20 protein-coding genes are annotated in these 22,892 nt (G+C 66.8%); 13 read left to right on the top strand and 7 right to left on the bottom strand.

Annotated elements, in window-relative coordinates; all coding sequences use genetic code 11:
- Window positions 1-352 precede the first annotated feature (352 nt).
- The 7 genes from EYW47_RS21975 to EYW47_RS22005 all read left to right on the top strand — a co-directional run bounded on the left by EYW47_RS21975 (window position 353) and on the right by EYW47_RS22005 (window position 7,908).
- A complete protein-coding gene (locus EYW47_RS21975) occupies window positions 353-721 on the top strand; it encodes a response regulator (RefSeq protein WP_028218248.1) in 369 nt (122 codons plus the stop codon).
- Window positions 714-1,337 carry a chemotaxis protein CheC gene (locus EYW47_RS21980; RefSeq protein WP_133196938.1) on the top strand — a complete coding sequence of 208 codons (624 nt, stop codon included), beginning with the start codon at window positions 714-716 and terminating at the stop codon, window positions 1,335-1,337. Before EYW47_RS21975 ends, EYW47_RS21980 begins: the two co-directional genes overlap by 8 nt.
- Entirely contained in the window at window positions 1,334-2,320 is a 987-nt protein-coding gene (locus EYW47_RS21985) for a GGDEF domain-containing protein (RefSeq protein WP_133196939.1), read from the top strand. Before EYW47_RS21980 ends, EYW47_RS21985 begins: the two co-directional genes overlap by 4 nt.
- Window positions 2,321-2,660: 340 nt before the next feature.
- Window positions 2,661-3,512, top strand: a complete 852-nt coding sequence (gene hpnD, locus EYW47_RS21990; RefSeq protein ID WP_133196940.1) for a presqualene diphosphate synthase HpnD — start codon at window positions 2,661-2,663, stop codon at window positions 3,510-3,512.
- A 285-nt stretch (window positions 3,513-3,797) separates the two neighbouring features.
- Window positions 3,798-5,078 carry a hydroxysqualene dehydroxylase HpnE gene (gene hpnE / locus EYW47_RS21995; RefSeq protein ID WP_133196941.1) on the top strand — a complete coding sequence of 427 codons (1,281 nt, stop codon included), beginning with the start codon at window positions 3,798-3,800 and terminating at the stop codon, window positions 5,076-5,078.
- A 23-nt stretch (window positions 5,079-5,101) separates the two neighbouring features.
- Window positions 5,102-7,144 (top strand): squalene--hopene cyclase, encoded by a 2,043-nt coding sequence (gene shc, locus EYW47_RS22000; protein WP_165976645.1) that lies wholly within the window; start codon window positions 5,102-5,104, stop codon window positions 7,142-7,144.
- Between the two features lie 2 nt (window positions 7,145-7,146).
- Window positions 7,147-7,908 (top strand): phosphorylase, encoded by a 762-nt coding sequence (locus tag EYW47_RS22005; RefSeq protein ID WP_133196942.1) that lies wholly within the window; start codon window positions 7,147-7,149, stop codon window positions 7,906-7,908.
- Between the two features lie 231 nt (window positions 7,909-8,139).
- On the opposite strand, the gene EYW47_RS22010 is transcribed toward EYW47_RS22005, so the two are convergent.
- The 5 genes from EYW47_RS22010 to EYW47_RS22030 all read right to left on the bottom strand — a co-directional run bounded on the left by EYW47_RS22010 (window position 8,140) and on the right by EYW47_RS22030 (window position 14,452).
- A complete protein-coding gene (locus EYW47_RS22010) occupies window positions 8,140-9,303 on the bottom strand; it encodes a porin (RefSeq protein ID WP_133196943.1) in 1,164 nt (387 codons plus the stop codon).
- 176 nt (window positions 9,304-9,479) lie between these two features.
- Entirely contained in the window at window positions 9,480-10,226 is a 747-nt protein-coding gene (locus EYW47_RS22015) for an SDR family NAD(P)-dependent oxidoreductase (RefSeq protein ID WP_133196944.1), read from the bottom strand.
- Between the two features lie 87 nt (window positions 10,227-10,313).
- Window positions 10,314-11,867 carry a class I adenylate-forming enzyme family protein gene (locus tag EYW47_RS22020; protein ID WP_133196945.1) on the bottom strand — a complete coding sequence of 518 codons (1,554 nt, stop codon included), beginning with the start codon at window positions 11,865-11,867 and terminating at the stop codon, window positions 10,314-10,316.
- Between the two features lie 128 nt (window positions 11,868-11,995).
- A complete protein-coding gene (locus tag EYW47_RS22025; RefSeq protein ID WP_133196946.1) occupies window positions 11,996-13,234 on the bottom strand; it encodes a thiolase family protein in 1,239 nt (412 codons plus the stop codon).
- Window positions 13,235-13,327: 93 nt separating this feature from the next.
- Window positions 13,328-14,452 carry a CaiB/BaiF CoA transferase family protein gene (locus EYW47_RS22030; protein ID WP_133196947.1) on the bottom strand — a complete coding sequence of 375 codons (1,125 nt, stop codon included), beginning with the start codon at window positions 14,450-14,452 and terminating at the stop codon, window positions 13,328-13,330.
- Between the two features lie 170 nt (window positions 14,453-14,622).
- Here EYW47_RS22030 and EYW47_RS22035 point away from each other — a divergent pair, with 170 nt between their 5' ends.
- The 3 genes from EYW47_RS22035 (at window position 14,623) to EYW47_RS22045 (ending at window position 18,353) form a co-directional block, all read left to right on the top strand.
- Window positions 14,623-15,411: an enoyl-CoA hydratase/isomerase family protein gene (locus EYW47_RS22035; protein WP_133196948.1), complete on the top strand. Its 789-nt coding sequence runs from the start codon at window positions 14,623-14,625 to the stop codon at window positions 15,409-15,411.
- 39 nt (window positions 15,412-15,450) lie between these two features.
- Complete coding sequence (locus EYW47_RS22040; protein ID WP_133196949.1) at window positions 15,451-16,818, top strand: DUF1214 domain-containing protein; 1,368 nt, start codon at window positions 15,451-15,453, stop codon at window positions 16,816-16,818.
- A gap of 122 nt (window positions 16,819-16,940) precedes the next feature.
- Entirely contained in the window at window positions 16,941-18,353 is a 1,413-nt protein-coding gene (locus EYW47_RS22045) for a DUF1254 domain-containing protein (protein ID WP_133196950.1), read from the top strand.
- A gap of 141 nt (window positions 18,354-18,494) precedes the next feature.
- Here EYW47_RS22045 and EYW47_RS22050 read toward each other — a convergent pair whose 3' ends face one another.
- Entirely contained in the window at window positions 18,495-19,199 is a 705-nt protein-coding gene (locus EYW47_RS22050; protein WP_133196951.1) for a TetR/AcrR family transcriptional regulator, read from the bottom strand.
- Between the two features lie 305 nt (window positions 19,200-19,504).
- Between EYW47_RS22050 and EYW47_RS22055 the strand changes: the two genes are divergently transcribed.
- Entirely contained in the window at window positions 19,505-20,647 is a 1,143-nt protein-coding gene (locus tag EYW47_RS22055; RefSeq protein ID WP_133196952.1) for an acyl-CoA dehydrogenase family protein, read from the top strand.
- Between the two features lie 93 nt (window positions 20,648-20,740).
- Here the strand turns inward: EYW47_RS22055 and EYW47_RS22060 are convergent, their stop codons facing one another.
- Complete coding sequence (locus tag EYW47_RS22060) at window positions 20,741-21,754, bottom strand: AraC family transcriptional regulator (protein WP_133196953.1); 1,014 nt, start codon at window positions 21,752-21,754, stop codon at window positions 20,741-20,743.
- 132 nt (window positions 21,755-21,886) lie between these two features.
- Between EYW47_RS22060 and EYW47_RS22065 the strand changes: the two genes are divergently transcribed.
- Both EYW47_RS22065 and EYW47_RS41970 read left to right on the top strand, forming a co-directional pair.
- Window positions 21,887-22,165 carry a hypothetical protein gene (locus tag EYW47_RS22065; protein WP_133196954.1) on the top strand — a complete coding sequence of 93 codons (279 nt, stop codon included), beginning with the start codon at window positions 21,887-21,889 and terminating at the stop codon, window positions 22,163-22,165.
- 69 nt (window positions 22,166-22,234) lie between these two features.
- The coding region (locus EYW47_RS41970; protein WP_240763851.1) for an NAD(P)/FAD-dependent oxidoreductase at window positions 22,235-22,892 on the top strand (658 nt) is incomplete at its 3' end.

Genomic DNA, 22,892 nt, shown 5'->3' on the forward strand with positions numbered 1-22,892 from the left:
AAACAAGTCGTTTCTGTTCGTCGAACGATTATCGACGAGTTGCATTTGGTTCAATTTGCTTTGAGAATCGCTGCCACGATAATTAACATGCGCAAAAATGGGCGTTGCTTGCCACGCAATATGCCGTGTTTTTCGGGGTGTTCTCAATCTGTAAGGCAAAGCAGGCGGCATAAAAACGGAGCCGCTTCGCATCGGCCGGGCGGGCGTCGAGCCGTGCCATCGATTCAGCCGGGTCAGCCGACGGTTCCATGCAATACGCATAAAAATGTGCGCGCACGCTAAAGAACTCGCGTTCGCAGCCGTTAATACGCCTTAACGCATTCCGTCCCACGCACATTCATTCAGCATACCCATGTCCCTGCCCATCGTGATTGCCGACGACTCGCTGCTCGCCCGCAAGGTGCTCACGAAGGCGCTGCCCGAGGGCTGGGACGTCGAGATCTCCTACGCGTCGAACGGACAAGAAGCGCTGGCGTTGTATCGCGCCGGGCGTGCACCGGTCATGTTTCTCGACCTCACGATGCCCGACATGACGGGCTTTCAGGTTCTCGAAGCCTTGCAGCACGAGGATCTGAACACGTTCGTGATCGTCGTTTCCGCCGACGTCCAGCCGCGCGCCCAGGAGCGCGCGCTCGCGCTCGGCGCGATGGCGTTCGTGCCCAAGCCGGTCACGCAGGAGGCGCTGCTACCCATCCTCAAGGAGTACGGGTTGTATGCCTGATCGAGTGTTCACGGAATTGCAGCGCGACGCGCTCCAGGAGATCGCCAATCTCGGCATGGGCCAGGCCGCGACACGGCTGTCGGGGCTCCTCAACGCCTTCATCGAGCTCTCGGTGCCGCGTGTGCGCGTGGTCGCCGTGAGCGAGGCGGCGCTGGCGCTGCGCGAGATGACCGGCATCGACGGCCCGGTCACCGCGGTGCGCCAGGGCTTTCGCTCCGAGATCAAGGGCGAGGCGCTCGTGATCTGCCGCAGCGGCGAGATCGGCGAGCTGGGCGCGCTGATCGGCGGCCCGTACGCGCAATCCACGCGCGACGCGCTCATGGAGCAGGAGCTGATCTTCGACGTGGCCAACGTGCTTTCCGGCGCGTGCGTCTCGTCGATGCTCGATCAGCTCGGGCGCATGCCGGTGTTCTCGCAGCCGGGGCTGCTGGGCGAAGCCATCATGCTCGACGAGGTGTTCCAGCCCGGCATGCTCGCCTGGGATCTCGCGCTCCTCGTGGAGGTCAACTTCGCGCTGGAAGACCAGCGCTTTCGCGCGCATCTGGTCATGCTGATGGCCGAGGAATCGATCCATCACGTGAGCCGGGCTATCGACGCGATGCTGCACAGCCTATGAATACCCGTGACCTGCCGGCCCCGCCGCCGTCGACGCCCGCCCTGCCGCTGTCGCTCTCGGACCTTGTCGTGGAGCGCGTGGGCTTTGGCATCTTCGTGCTCGACCGCGACATGAACGTGCTGATGTGGAACCGTTTCATGCAGGACCACAGCGGCGTGGCGGCAGCCGACGTGATCGGCAGGCCGGTGTTCGAGCGCTTTGCCGACCTGCCGCGCGCCTGGCTCACGCGCAAGGTCGAGAGCGTGTTCCAGCTCGGCAGCTTCGCGTTCAGCTCGTGGGAGCAGCGGCCCTACCTGTTCCGCTTCGACCACGACCGTCCGATCACGGGCGGCGTGGACTACATGCAGCAGGACTGCACCTTCATGCCGCTCATGCGCGAGCGCGAGGTGATCGCCGTGTGCGTGACCGTCTCCGATGTCACGCACGTGAGCGTCATGCAGCGCGAGCGCGAGGACGCCGTGGCGAGGCTGCGCGAATACGCCGACCGCGACGGCCTCACGGGCATTGCGAACCGGCGTTTTTTCGAGGGGCGGCTCGCCGACGAATTCGCGCGCTGGCAGCGCTATGGCGGCGAGATGTCGATGCTGCTCTTCGATCTGGACCACTTCAAGAAGATCAACGACGAATTCGGCCACGTCGCCGGCGATACGGTGCTGCGCGCCATGGCGCAGCGCGTGGCGCAGGTGGTGCGCAAGCAGGACGTGTTCGGGCGCTTCGGCGGCGAGGAGTTCGCGCTGCTCTTGCCGTGCACGCCGCTCGACGACGCGCTGCACGTGGCCGAGAAGATCCGCCGCACCATCGGCGACGCGCCCGTGGAGGTGCAGGGCGTGGTCGTGCCCGTGACGGCGAGCGTGGGCGCCGCTGCCGCGCGGCCCGGCGCACCCGATTATGAGGTCATGATCAATGAGGCCGACGCGGCGCTCTACCGGGCCAAGCACCAGGGGCGCAACCGCTGCGTCGCGCTGGTTCACGAGCTTTCCTGATTTTTTGGCCGCAGATGGCCTGGAATCGCAGCAATTTCGTGTAGTTTGATGCAATTTGCATAATGCGGTCATCCGTGTGATTGCGCTTCTTCTCGCGCGGCGCTTGCGCCGGGTCCAGACCCTCGCCTTGTCTCGCCCTGTCCTCCACCGCTGCTGACCGGGCCGCGACTGCGGCGGCCGGCAAAGGTTGCTATACTTTTGGCCGTTTCCGGCCTCGGACCCTGAACGGTGTTCCGGCAGGGCCGGTGCCTCGCGCGTGTCCGCGCGCGCGGGCGACCCGCGGCATGCGGGCCCGATATCTGAAAAGCCCCGTCGAGGGCGACCCCAGCGGAGAAGCGTCTTGGCCGTTTCCAACCTCGTCGTGGACGATACACATCAAACCGACGCTGCCGCCGCTTCGTCGGGCAGCTCGTTTTATCTGGCGATGCGGATCCTGCCGGCTGCGCAGCGCGACGCCATGTATCAGGTCTACGCCTTTTGCCGCGCTGTCGACGACATCGCGGATAGCGACCTGCCGCGCGCCGAGCGTGCGGCGGGGCTCGAGCAATGGCGCGCCGACATCGACGCGTGCTATGCCGGCACGCCGCGCGCCTCGCTCGCGGCGCTCACGCGCCATATCCATACGTTCGGGCTCGCGCGCGAGGATTTTCACGCGATGATCGACGGCATGGCCATGGACGCCGCCGAGGACATCTGCGCACCCGACGAGGGCACGCTCGACCTTTACTGCGACCGCGTCGCGAGCGCGGCGGGCCGCCTGTCGGTGAGGATTTTCGGGATGGATGAGGAGCCTGGCCGGCTGCTCTCGCATCACCTCGGGCGCGCGCTGCAACTCACGAACATCCTGCGCGACATCGACGAGGACGCGGACATCAACCGCTGCTATCTGCCGCGCGAGCTGCTCGCGCGCGAGGGCATCGCGGCGTCGAACCCGCACGACATCGCCGCCGACCCGTCGCTGCCGCGCGTATGCGCGACGCTCGTGAAGCGCGCGCTCGGCCACTTCGCCGAGGCCGACGCCATCATGGACCGCACGCCACGCGCGCAGGTCAAGGCGCCGCGCATCATGTCGGGCGTGTACCGCGTGCTGCTCGAGCGCACCGTCGAGCGCGGCTTCGATCTGCCGCGTACCAAGGTCGTCAAGCCGCGCGCGCGGCTCATGTGGATCGTCGCGCGCTACGCGCTATTTTAGGGTCTGTTTACATATGAAACGCGCATGCGAATGCCCGAAATCGGCTGTAGGGCAAGGAGTAAGGAGCGCCGTTTGGCCGAGCCAAACAAGCGACGCACGACGCCGCCATGCGGCCGATTTCGGGCATTCCCGTGAAATACATCTTCAAATTTGGGGTTGCCCCGAGAAGGGCCGCTCGCCGCGTCATGCTCCTTGCGAATACGTCCAGTATTCGCCGCGTCGCAGTCCTCGCGAGCGGCCCTTCTCGGGGCAACGCATGCGCGTTTCATATGTAAACAGACCCTAATGCCTCGGCTCGTCCACGTGATCGGCGCGGGGCTTGCGGGCCTCGCGGCGGCCATCCGGCTGCAGCGGCGCGGGGTCCAGGTCGCGCTGCACGAGGCAGCCTCGCAGGCAGGTGGACGATGCCGCTCGTACTATGACCGCACGCTCGCGGCCACGCTCGACAGCGGCAATCATCTCGTGCTGGCGGGCCACGAGGAAACGCTTGACTACGTGCGCACGATCGGCGCCGCCGACGAGCTCGCGGGACCGGCCGAGCCGGCCTTCGCGTTCATGGACCTCGCGGCGCGCTCGCGCTGGACGGTGCGCTTTTCGCGCTCGCGCGTGCCGTTCTGGATCGGCGACGCCAACGCGCGCGTGCCGGGCACGAAGGTGTCGGACTATCTCGCGCTGCTGCCGCTGCTGTTCGCCAAGCCCGGCCGCACGATGGCGCAGACCATGCGCTGCGACGGCCTGCTCTGGGAGCGCCTGCTGCGCCCGCTCTTTCTCGCGGCGCTCAACGTCGAGCCGCGCGAGGCCAGCGCGGAGCTCGCGGCCACGCTGCTGCGCGACGTGCTGTCCGCGGGCGGCGAGGCGTTCCGGCCGCTGGTGGCGCGCAACGGCCTGTCGAGCGCGTTCGTCGATCCGGCGCTGCGCATGCTCCAGCATGGCGGCGCGGCGATCCGGCTCGATTCGCGCTTGAACGAGATTGCGTACGACGACGCGGCTGGCCGTGCCGTCGCACTCGATTTCGAGAGTGGCCGCGTCGCGTTGGGCGCCGATGAAGCGGTCGTGCTGGCGGTGCCGGCCGCCGCCGCCGCCGGGCTCGTGCCGGCGCTGCAGACGCCGCAGCGGCACACGGCCGTCGTCACGGTGCACTTCGCCGTAGCGCCGCCGCCGGGACTGGCCACGCCGATGGCGCTGGTGAGCGGCACGGCCGATTGGCTGTTCGCGGGCGCCGGCCGCATTTCGGCGACGATCCACGATGCCGCCGCCGCCCATAAGCACGATGGGTTCGATGCGCTCGATGCGCTCGATGCGCTCGGGTCCGAAGCGCTTGCGCGGCGCGTCTGGGCCGACGTGGCGGGCGCAGCTTCACTGCCCCTCGAGCCGTTGCCCGCATGGCAGATCGCGCGCGATGCGTGCGCGACCTTCGCCGCCGTACCGCAAGAAGAGCTGCGCCGCCCGGCGGCGCGCACCCGCTGGACCAACTTGACGCTCGCAGGCGACTGGACCGCCACCGGTCTGCCCGCGACGATCGAAGGGGCGATCCGCTCGGGCCACAAGGCCGCGGACCTGCTTTAAGTCTTAAAAATCAGGATGTACCGATGAACGATCTTTCAGAGGCCATGCCGGCCGACGACCTCGCGAACGCGCTCGGCGCGGCGCCGACGCTCGACAACGCGAGTGCGCTTTTGCGCGCCGCGGCGCCCGCCGACGTGAGCGACGCGCTCGATGCCGCCGTCATGCGCGCGACCGACGCGATCCTCGCCGACCAGCGCGCCGACGGCCACTGGGTCTACGAGCTCGAAGCCGACGCCACGATTCCCGCCGAATACGTGCTGCTCGTCCACTACCTGGGCGAGGAGGCCAATCTCGAGCTCGAAGGGAAGATCGCGCGCTACCTGCGCCGCATCCAGCTGCCCGGCGGCGGCTGGCCGCTTTTCACCGACGGCGCCATGGACGTGAGCGCGAGCATCAAGGCTTACTTCGCACTCAAGATGATTGGCGATGCCGAAGATGCCGAGCACATGACGCGTGCGCGCGAGGCGATCCTCGCGGCGGGCGGCGCGGAAAAGGCCAACGTGTTCACGCGCATCCTGCTGGCGCTGTACGGGGTGGTCAGCTGGTACGCGGCGCCCATGATGCCGGTCGAGATCATGCTGCTGCCCAAGTGGTTCCCGTTCCATCTCTCGAAGGTCTCGTACTGGGCGCGCACCGTGATCGTGCCGCTGCTGGTGCTGGGCGCAAAGCGCCCGGTGGCGAAGAACCCGCGCGGCGTGCGCATCGACGAGCTGTTCCGCGGCGCGCCCGTCACCACGGGGCTGAACGCGCGCTCGCCGCACCAGAGCAAGGGCTGGTTCGGCTTTTTCCGCGCTGTGGATGGCGTGCTGCGCATCACCGATCCGTTGTTTCCAGCGTATTTGCGCCAACGCGCGATCGATGCGGCGGTGGCCTTCGTCGACGAGCGCCTGAACGGCGAAGACGGCCTCGGCGCCATTTTCCCGGCCATGGCCAACGCCGTGATGATGTACGAGGTGCTCGGCTATCCCGCCGATCATCCGCATCGCGCGATCGCCCGCCGGTCGCTGGAAAAGCTCGTGACGGTCCACGCGGAGGAAGCGTACGTCCAGCCGTGCCTCTCGCCGGTGTGGGACACCTCGCTCGCTGCGCATGCGCTGATCGAAACGGGCGACGCGCGCGCGCATGAAGCGGCGCGGCGCGGCCTCGACTGGCTGCGCCCGCTGCAGATTCTCGACGTGCGCGGCGACTGGATCTCGCGCCGTCCCGACACGCGTCCGGGCGGCTGGGCGTTCCAGTACGCGAACCCGCACTACCCCGACGTCGACGACACGGCCGTGGTCGTGGCGGCGATGCGCCGCGTCGACCAGATCGACAACACCAACGCCTACGACGAACCCATTGCGCGCGCGCGCGAATGGGTGGTCGGCATGCAGAGCGGCAACGGCGGCTGGGGCGCGTTCGAGCCGGAGAACACGCACGACTACCTGAACAGCATCCCGTTCTCCGATCACGGCGCACTGCTCGATCCGCCGACGGCCGACGTCTCGGGCCGCTGCCTCTCGATGCTCGCGCAGCTCGACGAGCTGCCGGTGGCGAGCGAGCCGGCGCGGCGCGCCTACCACTACATCCTCGCCGAGCAGGAAGCGGATGGCAGCTGGTACGGCCGCTGGGGCATGAACTACATCTACGGCACGTGGACGGCGCTGAGCGCGCTGAACGCGGCCGGCCTCGAACACGCGGATTCGCGCATGAAGCGCGCGGCGCAGTGGCTCGTCGCCATCCAGAACGACGATGGCGGCTGGGGCGAGGACGGCACCAGCTACAAGCTCGAGTACCGCGGCTACGAGCGCGCGGCGAGCACGGCTTCGCAAACGGCGTGGGCGCTGCTCGGCCTGATGGCGGCGGGCGAGGTGAATCATCCGGCGGTCGCGCGCGGCGTTGCGTGGCTGCAGGCCACGCAGCGCGAGCACGGGCTCTGGGACGAAACGCGCTTCACGGCCACGGGCTTCCCGCGCGTGTTCTATCTGCGCTACCACGGCTATCGCAAGTTCTTCCCGCTGTGGGCGCTTGCGCGCTACCGCAACCTCAAGCGCGACGGCATCACGCACGTCCGCGTCGGCCTGTGACGATGACGGTTGCATCTGGCGCTGTCCCGGCCGCTGCGCGCGCAAGCGGTACGAGTGGCACGAATGGCACGCTGCCCGTGATCGCCGTGACCGGCATGGCCTTCGAGGCGAGCATCGCGGCGGGCAAGGGCGCCGATGGTATCGCGGCGGTCTACGCCGCGCGCGCCGACCTGCTCGAGCGCGCGCTCGTGGCCGCGCTCGATCGCGGCGCCTCGGGCGTGATCAGCTTCGGCACGGCGGGTGGCCTCGGGCCGGACCTCGAACCGGGCACGCTCGTCATCGCCCATGCCGTGGACGGCCCGTTTGGCCGCGTCGCCTGCGATGCGGCCTGGAGCGAGCGCATCGCGGCGGCCCTGCTCGATTCGCCACTGGCCGTGCAGACGCGGCGCGGCGTGGAAGCCGCCGTGGCCGCGCCGCTCACCGGCGCGGCGGACAAGGCGGCGCTTCACCAGTCGAGCGGCGGCGCGCTGGCCGTCGACATGGAGTCGCATCTGGCGGCTGCCGCGGCCGCCGCGCGCGGCCTGCCGTTCGCGATCTGCCGCGCGGTGGTGGATCCGGCATGGCGCAGCCTGCCGAAGGCCGCGATGGCTGGCCTGCGCGACGACGGCTCCACTGCCGTCCTGCCGATTCTGCGCGAACTCGCGCGCGACCCGCTGCAACTGGGCGGCCTGCTGCGCGTGGCGGCCGACGCCGGCGCGGCGCGCAAGGCGCTCACGGCCGCGCGGCGCGTGCTGATTGCATCCGGCGCCTTTTTCCCTGGTTGATCCGGCTGTTTGTCGGAGTGGGCTACTGCAAGATCTGGGGAAAACCATCGACGTCACCGAGACCTTGCCGTCGGCACCCATCGTTCTCTTGCCTGCGTTCTCTATCACTCGTCGCAAGACTGATGGCGCGGCCGTCTTTCAGTCCTGGAGCCGAAAGGCGGCCTGCCTGGGAAACGCAAACGGCGCCGGTATTTTCGAACCGGCGCCGGCGTCATAGTGCGCAGGCAAGCTTCAGAAGCGGTGATCGATGCCGAGAGCAACGAGCGTTTGCGACGCCCCCGGGCTGGTCGCCGTGTACCCCGGCCAGGTGACGGTGGCCGTGCCGTTGTTCTTGATGTAGCCGGCACGCGCATAGAGCGTGGTGCGCTTCGAAATATTGTGGTCGATGCCCACTTCGAAGCCGACCGAATTGTCGTGGGCACCTCGTACATTGCGCTGGAGCGCAGCCAGTTCGATTTCGTCGGCCCCTGTCGCCTGAATGGTCGCGCCAAGCTCCATGTAGCTGACCGAGTGCGCAAGCGAGTCGAGCGGCAGGTTCACGCGGCCCGGCACCACAGGCACGACAGCGTTCGACGCCACGTCGTTCGGACGCGAATACGTGTAGTTGAACTGCAGGTTGACGATGCCGAGCCGATAGGCGAGGGCCGCCGTGTAGTGGTCGGTTCCCACGAGGTCAAAGGTCGTGGCGGCCAGCGGCTTTGGCGCGAGCTGGGCGGTCTCGGTGCCGCCGTGCTGCTTGAAGTAGGCCAGCGCCGCGTACAGGCCGTATCCCTGATAGGTCAGCGCCACGTCGAGCATGTTCCCGGTCGTGGTCGGCACGGGCTGAGTCGAACTCGTGGGAAAGCCGTACATGGCGTAAAGCTTCACCCCGCCCATGTTCGGCGTCCGGTAAAAGATCGTGTTGCTGATGCGGCCCGGCGCATACTGCGTCGCCAGCGTATTGCGGTCGGTTGCTGCGGCGAGGTCGAACGCGGAAAGCGGCGAGAGGACTTCGTTGCCGCGGAACGGCTCCGCATAATAGACGGCCCAGAAGCTGGGCTGATACTGGCGCCCGAAGGTCAGCGAGCCGTAGTTGTCGTGCTGGATGCCCACCCAGGCCTGGCGGTAGAACAGCGCGCTGCTGTCGGCGAAGAACGTGCCGTTGTTGAGGTTGTAGCCGGCTTCCAGATCGAAGATGGCCTTCAACTGGCCGCCCAGATCCTCGCTCCCTTTGAGGCCGACCATGGAACCCGTCGAGCCGCCACTCCTTTCGGACACCGAACTGGAACCGCCGTTGTTCAGGTACTGAATGTAGGTGTCCGCAACGCCGTACAGGGTGACGCTGCTTTGCGCCGCCGCACCGCCGGCTGCGAGAGCAAGGGTTGCGCCACAGATGCTTTGATTGATGAAACGCATGCAAGTCTCCATTGGTTTTTGTGCTGTGGTGCTTCGCGCGCCGCGCAGCATAGCCGCAGTACAACGATTGGCGGCCGTGAGCGGAGCGCGCAGATGCTCGAGTGAACCCGAGGGGCCGTTGCGCGAGGAACGGGCGGCTCTTCTTCAGGGCATGGCCGGCACAGCCGGCCGGATCATCAGCGAGTGCCGCAGTCGATATCGAGTGTCATCGCATTGAGGTAGGCGTTCTCGATCACATGCTGGACCATCGCGGCAAACTCCGGTGCCTTGCCCATGCGGCGCGGGAACAGCATCATGTTGACGATGGCTTCCGAGACCTTCGGGGGCATGCCCGACGACATCCCCGATTCGAACAGCCCCGGTGCGATGGACACCACTCGGATGCCGTACTCGGCCAGGTCGCGCGCGATCGGCAACGTCATGCCGACGACGCCTGCCTTGCTGGCGCTATAGGCCGCCTGGCCCATCTGCCCTTGCTTCGCGGCGCCCGACGCCGTGTTGATGATCACGCCGCGTTCGCCCGTTTCTTCCGGCTCGTTCGCCGACATGGCAAGCGCCGCATGGCGCAGCACATTGAACGTGCCGGTGAGATTGACGCCAAGCACGCGATTCCAGAGCTCGGTGGGAAACAACTCGCCCTTGGAGAGGGTCTTGCTCGGGCCGAGGATCCCCGCGCAGTTCACCGCGACGTGCAGGCGGCCGTGCGCCTGCACGACACGATCGACGCCGGCCTTGACGCTGGCCTCGTTGGAGACGTCCACGGCGATGCCTTGCAGGTTGGGGCCGAGCGCCTCATCGAGCCGCGCCTGGTCGAGGTCGAAGCCGACCACTTTCGCGCCGGCAGCGGCGAGCGCCTTGCAGGTGGCGAGACCGAGCCCGGACGCGGCGCCGGTCACGATGGCAACTTTGTCTTGCAGATTCATGTTTCGTTATCCGATAAATAAGGTTTGCTAAATAATTGGAGTGGATCGGCGTGCGGCCGGCTGAGCGAGGTCAGCCGGCGCAGCCGCTCAGACGGCGCGCCACTGGCCTTCCCAGTACTTGCCGCGGATCTCGCGCTTGAGCACCTTGCCGACTGCGCTGCGCGGCAAGTCTTCCCAGAATTCGATGCTCTTGGGCGCTTTCACGCTGCCGAGCTCGCGTTTGCACAGGGCTTCGAGCGTTTCGGCGTCCACGCTCGCCCCGGCCTTGAGCTGGACGATGGCCTTGACCGACTCGCCCCATTTTTCGTCCGGCACGCCGATGACGGCGCAATCGAGCACGGCAGGATGCGAATTGATCACGGCCTCGATCTCGCCCGGAAAGACGTTGAAGCCGCCGCTCACGATCATGTCCTTCTTGCGGTCGACGATCGTGATGAAGCCGCGTTCGTCCTTGATGCCGATATCCGTCGTGTGGTGCCAGCCAAAACGCGAGACTTCCGCGGTCGCTTCGGGATTCTTGTAGTAGCCGAGCATCACGGTCGTGGAACGGACCACGATCTCGCCGCGCTCGCCGGGGCCGAGAATCCTGCCGTCGTCATCCATGATCTCGACGCACGCGAATTGCCCAGCCTTGCCGGCCGAGCGCAGCGCGACTTCGTCGAAGCTGCCGTCCTCGCGCAGGTAGTCAGCAGGCACCTTGGCGACAACGGGAAAGCCGCATTCGCTCTGTCCGTACACCTCGTAGATCACGGCGCCGAAGCGGCGCACGGCTTCCTTGAGCTTTTCCGGCGCGATGGGCGCCGCGCCTACCGCGAGGCAGCGCAGCGACGAAAGATCGGCATCGGCCAGCGCCGGATCGCTCAGTAGTGCGTAGATGACGGTGGGCGGCAGGAACAGATGGGTCACGCGCTCTTCGGCAATCGTGCGCAGCACGGTTTTCACGTCGAAGCCGGGCAGGACCACCGTGCAGCCGCCCCGCGCGGCGGCGGCCAGCGTCAGCATGCACGCCGCGTGGGTGAGCGGCGCCACGGCCAGCACGCGCGAGTGCTGGTCCATGTTCAGGGTCGAGAAGACGGAGATCAGCCCCATCTCGAGCGAGCGGTTGCTGTGCAGCGCGCCCTTGGACGGTCCGGTCGTGCCGCCGGTGGGCTGGAGCATCGCGGGGCGCTCGAGATCCTCGGCGGGCGCGACGAACCGCGCGTCACCGTTGGCCCGCCAGGTGTCCAGGGCTTCGCCGTGCGCCGACGCGCGGTCGATGCAGATGAAGCGGCAGGCAGCGGGCAGGCCCGCCTTCAGCTTCGGCACGATGGCTTCATAGGCGCTGTGGAAAAACACGAGCGCGCAATCGGCGAAGTTGAGCACGGCGGCATTGGCTTCCACGGTATTGCGCGTGTGGACCGAAACCCATGCCATGTCGGCCCGGTTGATGGCGATCTGCAGCAGGCTGATGCGGTAATCGTTGGGCGCGTAGATGGCGGCGTGGGCGCCGGGCGCGATCGTGCTGTCGTTGACGAGCGCGGTTGCGACCGAATGGACGAACCGCTGCGCCTCGGTGAACGTGATGCGTGCCGGACCGTCGACGAAGGCGACACGGTCGGGGTTGCGGGACACCGCGCAATCGAAATAGTCCGCGAGGCGCACTTGTATCTCCTTCCAATGGCGTAGCGACGCGCGCCACGCTTTCGTTAGTATGCTACGCGAGCCGGCCGGGGCTGCCGCCGCCGTGCCGGTCCGGTTCTGCCTGTACTGCTGGCCCTGCCGAATTTGCCTTAGCGGCCGAGGATCGTGATGCAGGCGACCGCTTCTTCCACGCCGTACAGGCCGCCGCCGTTTTCGGCAACGGCGATGCGGGCGTTGTCGACCTGGCGGGGGCCGGCTTCGCCGCGCAACTGGGTCACCAGTTCGTGAACCTGCGCAAGACCCGTGGCGCCCACCGGGTGGCCCTTCGATTCGAGGCCGCCGGACGGATTCACCGGAATGCGCCCGCCGATCGTCGTGTCGCCGCGCTCGGAAATCATGCCGCCTTCGCCGAATTCGCAGAAGCCGAGGTTTTCGATCTGGACGATCTCGCCCATCGCCGTGGCGTCGTGCACTTCGGCCACCGAAACGTCCTTCGGGCCGACCCCGGCGAGCTCATAGGCGAGCCGCGCGGCGCGCACCGTCACGTGCTGTTCGATGTCTTCCGGCGCGCGGTCGGTGCCGGTCTGGATGACTGAGGCCAGCACGCGGATCGCGCGCTTCGGGTCGATGCCGAGGCGCTTGAGCGCGTCGCCCGTGCAGAGGATGGCGGCGCCGGCGCCGTCCGAAACCGGCGAGCACATCGGCACCGTGAACGGGTAGGTGATCGGCGGGGCCGCGAGGATCTCCTCGATCGTATAGGCGTTGCGATACTGCGAAAGCGGGTTGTGGACCGAGTGCTGGTGATTCTTGGCGGAGACGGCCGCGATCTGGCGCTGGGTCGTGCCGAAGCGCTTCATGTGCGCGCGCGAGAACGCCGCATAAACGTCCATGAACACGCTGTACGGGCGCGGCGAAGTCGTGCCGGGCGGAATCTCCACGCCCTCGCCGATCTTGCGCAGCTCGGCGAAGATCGCCTCGGAGCGCGAGATGTCGAGCGCGCTGTCGAACACCGAGAACATGCGCTGGCGGTCTTCCGAGAACATTTTTTCCGCGCCAATCGCGAGCGCGACTTCGCCCGCGCCAGCACGCAGATGGTTGACGGCCAGCACGAAGGCGCTGCTGCCGCTCGCGCAGGCATTCTCCACGTTGACGACCGGCACGCCGCCAATGCCCATGTCGCGCAGCGCGATCTCGCCGCGGATCATCTGCTGGCCTTCCATGTGCCCTTGCGACGTGTTGCCGAAGAAGGCCGCGTCGATGGCTTCCTTCGTGATGCCCGCGTCCTTCAATGCCGCCTCGGTGGCGACGCGGGTCAGCGATTTCATGCTCTGGTCGAGCAGGCGGCCGAACGGCGTCATGCCGACGCCAACCACGTAAATGTCTTTCATGTGCATGTCCTGACTTGAGTTTCGTTCCGTGACCGGATTGGCACTTAGATTACTCGTGAGTAGAAAATGTGTCTACGGGGAAGATTGTGACGTTTACCCCAGGATTTCCTGGCTCGCCGCCGGCGCGAGGACCGCTTCGTTGTGCTGTCCGATTCCAGGCACGCCGGCAGTGGGCCCAGGATGCTCGCCGCCGTCGAAGATGAGCGGCTGGGCGACGTACCAGGACGTCTTGCCGTTGTGCTCCGCAACCTGGCGGAACATGCCGCGCGCGCGGAAGTGGGGGTCTTCGACGACTTCCTCGAGGCTGCTCACCGGGCCCCAGGCCACGCCGGCCTGGTCCAGCAAGGGGCCCCACTCGTCGCGGGGCCGCTTGAGCAGGGCGGCGGCGATCAGCGGTTTCAACTCGCTTTCGCGCGCCGAGCGTTCGGGGCCTTTGATCGGCGCAAGCTCCGGCAGCCCGAGCAGCTCGCACAGCGGCGCCCAGAACCAGTCCTCATGGGTGACCGAAAGGGTGAGCAGGCGGCCGTCCGCGCAATGGAACACGCCATAGGCGGGCTGGGCGTTGATGTGCGCCATGCCGAGCTCGCCGCCGTTCATGACCGGGGCGAGGAACACGCTCATCCAGGAGACGAGGCCATCGGTCATCGAGACGTCCACGTACTTGCCGCGGCCGGTGCTGGCGCGCTCGACCAGTGCCGCGAGACATCCGGCGATGGCGAACATCGCCGAGGAGAGGTCGCCGATCGCCAGTTCCGGCGACGCCTCGATCTGGCCGGTCTGCGCCTGGCGATGGAGCAGGCCGGCAATGGCCTGGTACGAGAGATCGTGGGCCGGCCGGTCGCGGTACGGGCCGGACTGGCCGAAGCCGGAGATCGAGACGTAGACCGCGCGCGGGTTGAGCTTCGCCACGTCGTCATAGCCGAACCCGAGGCGCGCCATGGTGCCCGGGCGGAAGCCTTCCATGAGCACGTCCGCCGACTCGATGAGCTGGCGCAGCGCCGCGCGGTCCTGCTCGCTTTTCAGGTCGAGCGCCACCGCGCGCTTGCCGCGGTTCAGGGCCGCGTGGAAGTCGGGCAACTGGCGGGCGGGGTCTCCGCCGTTGGGGCGCTCGACAATGACGACGTCCGCGCCCAGATCGGCGAGGACGAGGGTTGCGTACGGCCCCGGATACTGTTCGGCCAGCGTGACGACGCGGATGCCCTTGAGCGGCAGGTTCATGGTTGTCTCCTTTCAGATTGGGATGAGCGGCGCTTTCCGGCCGCATGGTGGCCGGGGTAGGGTCCGGCCGTATATTCGCACGTTTCTACTTGTGAGTTAATATAAAATCTAAACGGTAAATTCAATACCCGCAAGGACGACGAATCAGCCTCGTGGCTGGAGGAGCAAGCATGGAAGAGAAGAGCGTCATCACCGAAGTGCGCAACGGCGCGATGTGGATCACCCTGAACCGGCCGGCGGCCATGAACGCGATTTCGCCGGACATGGTCGCGGGCGTGGACCGCGCGCTCGACGAAGCCCTCGCACGCGACGACGCGCGCGTGGTCGTGCTGACGGGCGCCGGGCGGGCGTTCTGCGCGGGCGCCGACCTGAAGTTCGTGCGCGGCGAGACGAGCAGCGGGCCATCGGGCTCCGCGCAATTCCTCGGTGCGCTGCTGGCTTTGCTGAACCGTCTCGAACGCTTCCCGCGCCCGGTGATCGCCGCCGTGAACGGGCTCGCGCTGGCGGGGGGCCTTGAGCTCGTGCTCTGCTGCGATCTGGTGCTTGCCGCGCAATCGGCGCGCTTCGGCGACGCGCACGCAAATTACGGACTCCTGCCCGGTGGCGGCGGCTCGGTTCGCCTGCCGCGCAAAATCGGCGCCGCGCGCGCGAAATACCTCATGTTTACGGGCGAATTCGTCCCGGCTGCGGCCATGGAAACCGCTGGCCTCGTGAATCGGGTGGTGGAAGACGGGCAGCTTGCCGGGGCCGTGGACGAGCTGGTCGCGAAGATCGCCGCGAAGAGCCCGCTTGGCGTGAGCCGCATGAAGACGCTCGTGAACGACGGGCTCGAGCAGCCGGTGGAAGTCGCGCTGCGCCAGGAACTGGTCATGGTCGCGCTCCATGAGCACAGCGAGGACATTGCCGAAGGCCTCGCCGCATTCCAGGAAAAGCGGGCGCCTCGCTTCACCGGGCGTTGATCGCATGTCGATGAGTCGCATATCGATGAGGAGGAGACAATGAGGCGCAATGCGTTTGGCATGCCCGCAGCCGCGCTTTGCGCGGCGTCGTTCGTCATCGGGCTGGGCGGCTGTCAAGGCGTCACCCAGACGGCCGCCGCCCCAGGACCCGGAGCGCTCGCGCAGCAACCGGCGCGCGCGGTGTCCGACGCGGACATCACGGATGCCTGGTTCTACCTGCTCGGCCGGCTGGCCGTGCTGCGGCAGCAGCAGCTCGACTTCGAGCGCGATGGCTTCCACTGGAACGAAGTCGTGCACCGCAAGCCCGGTGGCGTGGAGTGGGCAAACCCGAATCTCGACGTCGTCTATTCGGAAGCCTGGATCTCGGTCGGCGATAACAACTGCGTGCTGCTCGACCTGCCGCGCATCGAGGGGCGCTACTACACCTGGCAGATGCTGGACGGGTGGGGCGAAACGATCCTCAACATCAACGAGCGCACGTTCCCACAGCATCCCTACGGCCGCTACGCGCTGTGCCTGAGCGGCAGCCACGTCGACATTCCCGCCGATGCCTTGCGCGTCGATCTTCGGGTTCGCACGGTGCGGGCGCTGGCGCGCATCGAAATGGGCGAGCGCCCGGAAAAGGCCGTGCAGCTTCAGCACGAGATCAAGCTGACACCGATCGGCACGCCGAATCCCGAAGCGATGATCCGCGTGCCGCTCTTCACCAATGCGAAGCTGCCGCGAGCGGAGGCGTTCGACTACGCGCCGGCGATCCTCGCAGGCGCGCCGGACGGCAACCCCGGGATGGACGAGGTGCGCAGCAAGGTGCGCGCCGTGACGGCACTCGTGCAGTCCGGCGAGGCTGGCCGGCAGCGCGTCGACGACGTCATCGGGCAGACTGCGCTGCCGATGTTCGCCCAGCGCGTCCGTACGCTCGGGCCGGTCGGAAACGGCTGGATCCGGCCCGCCGTGTGCGGCACTTACGGCAGCGACTACGCGAGCCGCAGCATTGTCGATCTGGTCGGCATCTGGGCGAATACCGCCGCCGAAGTCACCTACTTCGGCATGACGCACCTGGACGGCGGGGCAACCTACCTCCAGACGTTCCCGAAGGGCGCGCTGCCCCAGAGCACCGCCCACTACTTCTGGTCGGTCGCGGCCGTCGACGCCGTTCACTACAAGGTCCTGCCGAATCCGCTCGGCCGCTACGCGCTCAACCGCGCGACCAACCCGCAAACCAATCCGGACGGCTCGCTGACACTGGCGTTCGGTCCGCACAAGCCCGACGGCGTGTCCGAATCGAACTGGCTGCCCACGCGGGCCGGCGAGCGCTACACGCTGACCTGGCGGTTGTACGGGGCCTTACCCACGGCGACGGGAGCCACCTACTATCCGCCGCCGCTCATCGACGTTGCGCGTCAGTAACAAGGGGGATTCATACTGTGCTTACCAGGTTATCGAAAAGGGCGATCGCGTGCGCGGTTGCCGCAGGTGTGTCGTCTGTCGCGACTATTCCGGTCCACGCGTCCAATGCGCCGGATCAGCAGATGCAAGTGGTTGCGGGCGCAACCACTGGCACGGGCAACGGCCTTGGCGCCATGCCGGGAAAGATGCGGCTGACCGAGCCCTATGTCCGCATGATTGCGCGCAACGCCTACTTCTGGGCATGGCCGATGGTCAACGCGTACAACCGGCGCGTGGCGGTCGGCCACGTTCCGGAGCCGGGGCTGGCGGGCGGCATGATGCCGATTGCGCCGCCCAACCGGCTGGCCATGCTGAGCGACTATGTCGACCCGACCGAGCGGCTCGTCGCCTGTCCGAACCAGGATGTGGTCTACGGCGGTGGGATCGCGGCGCTCGACCAGAGTCCCGTCGTCATCCAGATCCCGGATTTCGGCAAACGCTTCTGGGTCTTTCAGGTGGTGAATCTGCGCACGGACAGCATCGCCAGTCTGGGCGCCATGTACGGGACGAAGCCGGGCTTCTACCTGCTGGCCGGCCCTGACTGGCACGGCGAAGTGCCCAAAGGCATTACCGCGGTCCTGCGCTCGGACACCCAGACGGCGTTCGTCGTGCCTCGCATCTTCCTCGACGACACGCCGGCCGACCACGCAGCCGTTCAGTCGGCGATTACGGGCATCGACATGTATCCGCTCGCTTCGTACGACGGTGTCATGAAGCATCGGGACTGGTCGCAGTTGCGGCGTTACCCGGCCGTCCCGCGCTCGGGAGACGATCCCGGCGAGAAGCGCTGGGTGTTCCCGGAGAAGTTCTTCGACGAATTGCCCGCCGTGTTGCGCGACGCGCCGGCACGCCCCAGCGAAGAGGCGCGCTATGCCGAGATCCTTTCGGTCATCGCCGCGACGCGTAACGATCCGGCGCTTCGGAGTGCGATGGTTGACGAGGCGCAGCGCGCGCAAACCGAACTCGTCGATCCGTTGCTGCAGTTCCGCAACTTCGGCATTCCGCTTGCCGGCAACTGGACGACGCAGAACGACGGCGCGCGCTTCGGCACCCAATACTTCATGCGCACGGCGGTGGCGCGCTCGAGCATCTTCGTCAACAAGCCCGAGGAGACGCGCTACTTCAGTCTCGATCTGGATGCGGCGGGCACGCGTCTCGATGGCGCGAAGCGATACACCGTGACGTTTGCCAAAGGGCAGTTGCCGCCCGTGCGGGGTTTCTGGTCCCTGACGATGTACGACCAGTATCACTTCTTCGTGCCGAACGCACTGGGCCGCTATGCGCTGGGGACGCGCAACCTCGATCTCAAGCCCAATGCGGATGGCTCGCTCACGCTGTATATCCAGGCCGACGAGCCGTCCGATCCCGCGCAGCGCGCCAACTGGCTTCCCGCGCCCGCAGGGCAGCCGTTCTCTTTGATGTTGCGCGCTTACTGGCCCGAGCAGGCGATCGCGTCGGGTGAATGGACGCCGCCGCCGGTGGTGGTGGCCAGGTAGTCAGGTAGTTGCCTGGAAATAGCCGGGCTATTACCTGGCTATTGCTTGGCTATTGCCTGGTGAATACCTGGTTACTACGTGGAAATTGCCGTGCAGTGACGGCGGCCGTCGGAGCGGGGGCGCTTTCGCCCCCGCAGCGGATCACCGCGCGGGCGTCAGAATCTGCGCGAGTCGCTTGCCGAGGCCGGCTGGATCGGCCGCGAGGCCGCGTGTCATGAACTGGACGAGCGTCTGCGCCAATTCCTCGGGGCTGTGCTCGCCGTCACGCCGGAACCACTGCGGAATCCAGTTGATGGCGCCCATCAGCCACGCGACGGCCAATTTGGGCTCGCACGGCGCGATGGAGCCATCCTGAATGCCTTCCTGTATGAGTTCCCGCACGCGCAGATCGAATGAGCGCCTGCGTTTGCGGACGATATCCTGATGCTCGGGCAGCAGGTCGTCCAGCGGCGACACGAACACACTGAGCACGGCGTCGTCTGTCACCAGCAGGATGAAACGGCTGACGATCAGCGCGATCTTCTCAAGCCCCGTCGTGCCGCGATTGGCTTCGGCGAGCGCGATGTCGCCAAGATCGAGCGCGACGCTCTGCGTCTCGAACAGCAGTTCGCGCTTGCCCTTGACGTAGTAGTACAGCGCCGCCTTCGTGACGTTGAGCCGTTCCGCGACATCGTCGAGAGAAACGTTGTGGAAGCCCTTCTCCTTGAAGGCGCGGCTGGCCTCGCGAATGAGCGCCGTTTTCTTGAGCTTCTGGAGATCTTCGCGCGACGGCAGCGCGTCTTTCCAGCGCGCGGTCGATTCCTTCGGCTTGCGCGCAGCGCGGGGTTTCGGGGCGGTCGCGGTCATGGTCAGTGTGGCAGGGGTTGGGTATACGCATGTTACCACGTAGTCGACAGTTCGACGGAGCGCGGCTGGGCCGCCAGCGGATGGTATTTGTCCGCGCCGTCGGGGGGGATGGCATTCGGCCCTCTGGTCATGATATTGCCGCGCCAAAGCGTGCGCCGGCAACGGGCTAACTTTGTAGATTTTTTATTTACTCACGAGTAGAATCGGTTCGACTTGAGCGTACCTCCTATGGCGTGCGCGACGAGAACCCGAGATGACCGACCGGCCGCAGCGGCGGCCCACCACCCCAAAGTTTGGAGACGAACATGGCAGACGCATCGAGCGCCTTTCTGAGTGAACAGCAAATCCTGATCCGTGATTCGGCACGACGCGTGGCCGCCGAAGTGATCGCCCCGACCGCCGCCGAACGCGACCGCACGTCGGCCTGGCCGCACGCCGAGCTCAAGGCGCTCGCGGACCTCGGTTTTCTCGGCATGCTGGTGCCGGAGGAATACGGCGGCGTTGGCGCGAGCGTGACGGACTTCTGCCTTGCCCAGTACGAGTTCGCCGGTGCGGACGCCGGTCTCGCGACGATCCTCCACGTTCACAACTTTGCGGCGCTGTGCATCGTCGTGCACGGCACGGAGGAGCAAAAGCGCCGCTACCTGCCGGCCATGGCGCGCGGCGAGTCGATCGGCGCGTTCCTGCTGTCCGAGCCGCAGGCGGGCTCCGACACGGCCGCGCTGCGCGCCACGGGCCGCCGCGCCGGCGACCACTACGTGCTCGACGGCGCGAAGCAGTTCATCTCGAACGGCAACGAAGCCGGCGTCGGCCTCGCTTTCGTGGTGACGGACAAGGCCGCCGGCAAGCGTGGCGCGAGCATGTTCATCATCGACCCGAAGCAGCCGGGCTACACCGTGACCCGCGTGGAAAGCAAGATGGGCCAGCACACGGCGCACACGGCGCAGATCGCGCTCGAAGGCTATCGCGTACCGGCGGAGAACATCCTCGGCAAGGAAGGCGACGGCTATCGCCTCGTCATGGGCGGGCTTTCGGACGGCCGTATCGGCATCGCCTTCATCGCGGCGGGCGTGGCGCGCGCGGCGCTGAACGCGGCCGTCAGCTATTCGAAGGAGCGCGAGGCCTACGGCAAGCCGATCGCCGAGCTTCAGGCCGTGAGCTTCGATCTCGCCGATATGGCCGCGCAGGTCGAAATCGCGTACCAGTACGCGCTGCATGCCGCGCGCCTGTGTGATGCGGGCGTCGAGTGCGTAAAGGAAGCGTCGATCGCCAAGCTGTACGCAAGCGAGATCGCCGAAAAGGTGTGCTCGGACGCCATCCAGATTCACGGCGGCTACGGGTACCTGAGCGATTTCCCGGTCGAGCGCTATGCGCGCGACGTGCGCGTGTGCAAGATCTACGAGGGCACGAGCCACATCCAGAAGCTCATCATCGCGCGCAGCCTTTGATGAGCGGCGTCGCCTGACCTTGCGGCGACGCCTAGCCTGGCGGGGAGACTATCGCCCGCCCGTGACGGCCCGCTCAAATGCGGGCCCGTTCGTTTAACGCTGCCGGTAGGAGCCCGCGGCGCTACCGGTCCATCCCTTGAAGGCGCGCTGGAAAGCGGCACTATCGGCAAAGCCGAGCTCGGTCGCGAGCGCCGCAATTGGCACTGTGCTAGTCGTGAGGCGCACGATCGCCAGGTCGCGGCGCAGGCGGTCCTTGAGCGCCTGGAACGACGTGCCTTCCGAAGCCAGGTGCCGTTGCAGCGTGCTCATCGAGACGTGCAGGCGCCCTGCGATCGTCTCCAGGTCGGGCCACGCCGGGCTCGTCAATTGCAACTGCTCGCTCACGCGCGCGCTGAATGCGTGTTCGCCCGGCCTCGGAACGATCAGGCTCGGGATCACGTTGCGCCAGGCGGCGCGCAGGGCCTGTTCGTCGCGGCGCACCGGCGTGGCGAGCAGGGCGGTGTCGAACCAGACCGCCGAGTGCGCCTGCGCGAATTGCAGCGGGCCGGGAAAAATCTGCGCATAGATGGCCGCATAGCCCGGCTGATCGAAACCGAAATCGAATTGCCGCGGCGGCAGCCTGCCGCCATGCAGCCACGCGAGCAGTTGCCAGAAGGCGCGCAGCAGAAGCTCATGCAGGAAGTTCTGGCCGGCGGTCTGCGGCTCGTGGAAATCGAGCACGAGGCCGGTCAGCTCGTCCTTGCGCACGCAACGCATGCTCACGTCGTCCTGGAGCAGGGAGAACGTATGCGCGGCACGGCGCAACGCGACGGCCAGCGACGGCGCACCCAGCGCGGAGCGCGCGACCAGCGCGAAGCTGCCGTGCCGCAGGCGGCGCGAGAACAGGCCCAGACCCTCGTCGTCGCGCCGTTCCATCAGCACGGCGAGCAGCGCCGCATATTGCTCGGCTGTGACCCGCGCGCCGGCTTCCTCGAGCAGCGCGGGATCGATGCCGGAAGCGGCGAGCGCCGCATCGATCCACTCGGGCGTTTCGACGCCGCGGCGAAGCAATCCGCAGAGCAATCCCTGAACCGACACGATGGAAAGCGTAACGGGCGCGCGCGACATGGCGGGTTGGATCCGGCATCGAGCCGTGAAGGTGAATTGGGGCATTTTGCAATGTATTCGAGGGAATGCGCAATCGTCCGGCTGGGCACGTGTCTCTAACATGGCGGCTGAATCGGGTAGGGGGAGACGCCAATGAGGACCATCACTCGGCAAGGATCGCTGCGCTCGCTCGTCGAGAAGTGGTTGGGGCCAGCCACGGCGCAGGCATTGCGCGTGACGCGCGGTTCCGGCAGCTGCGCGAGGCCGTGGCGCTACGTCCGCGTGGAGATGACGCGCAGTTCGGGCGACGTGACGCTCGTGTTCTTTCGTCACGGCGATGGTTCGTGGTGCGTATTTCCACCGATGGCTGCGCGGCCGGCCATTCGCGTGCCGGCACACGGCGGCGCTGGCCGGTTAATTCAAATATGTTGAGTGTGGAGACCAGGATTCGTGTCTATCCCGACGGTGACTGAGAACGACTTCGCGGCAGAGCGCGAGTCGATGGAATACGACGTGGTGATCGTAGGCGGCGGCCCGGCGGGCCTGTCCGCGGCGATCCGCCTGAAGCAGCTGGCAGCAGAGAAAGGCGTCGAGATCGGAGTATGCGTGCTGGAGAAAGGCTCGGAGATCGGAGCGCACATTCTCTCGGGCGCGGTCATGGATCCGCGCGCCATCGACGAGCTCATTCCCGACTGGAAGGAGCAGGGCGCGCCGCTGAACGTGCCCGTGACCGAAGATCAATTCCTTTTCCTTACGGAAGGCGTCGCGAAGGCCGTGCCCAACTGGGCGCTGCCGGACAACTTCAAGAATCACGGCAACTACGTGATCAGCCTTGCGAACGTCACGCGCTGGCTGGGCCAGCAGGCCGAGGCGCTGGGCGTGGAGATCTTCCCGGGCTTTCCGGCTGCTGAGGTGCTCTACAACGACGATGGCTCGGTCAAGGGCGTGGCCACCGGCAACATGGGCGTGGGCAAGGACGGCGAGCCTACTGAGAACTTCCAGCTCGGCATGGAGCTGCATGCGAAGTACACGCTGTTCTGCGAGGGCTGCCGCGGGCATTTGGGCCGACAACTGAGCGAGCACTTCAAGCTCGGCAAGAATGCGGACCCGCAGGTTTACGGCATCGGCATCAAGGAGCTGTGGGAGATCGATCCGGCAA

Origin of the sequence: Paraburkholderia silviterrae (genome assembly GCF_004353915.1) — a bacterium.
Taxonomy (GTDB): domain Bacteria; phylum Pseudomonadota; class Gammaproteobacteria; order Burkholderiales; family Burkholderiaceae; genus Paraburkholderia; species Paraburkholderia silviterrae.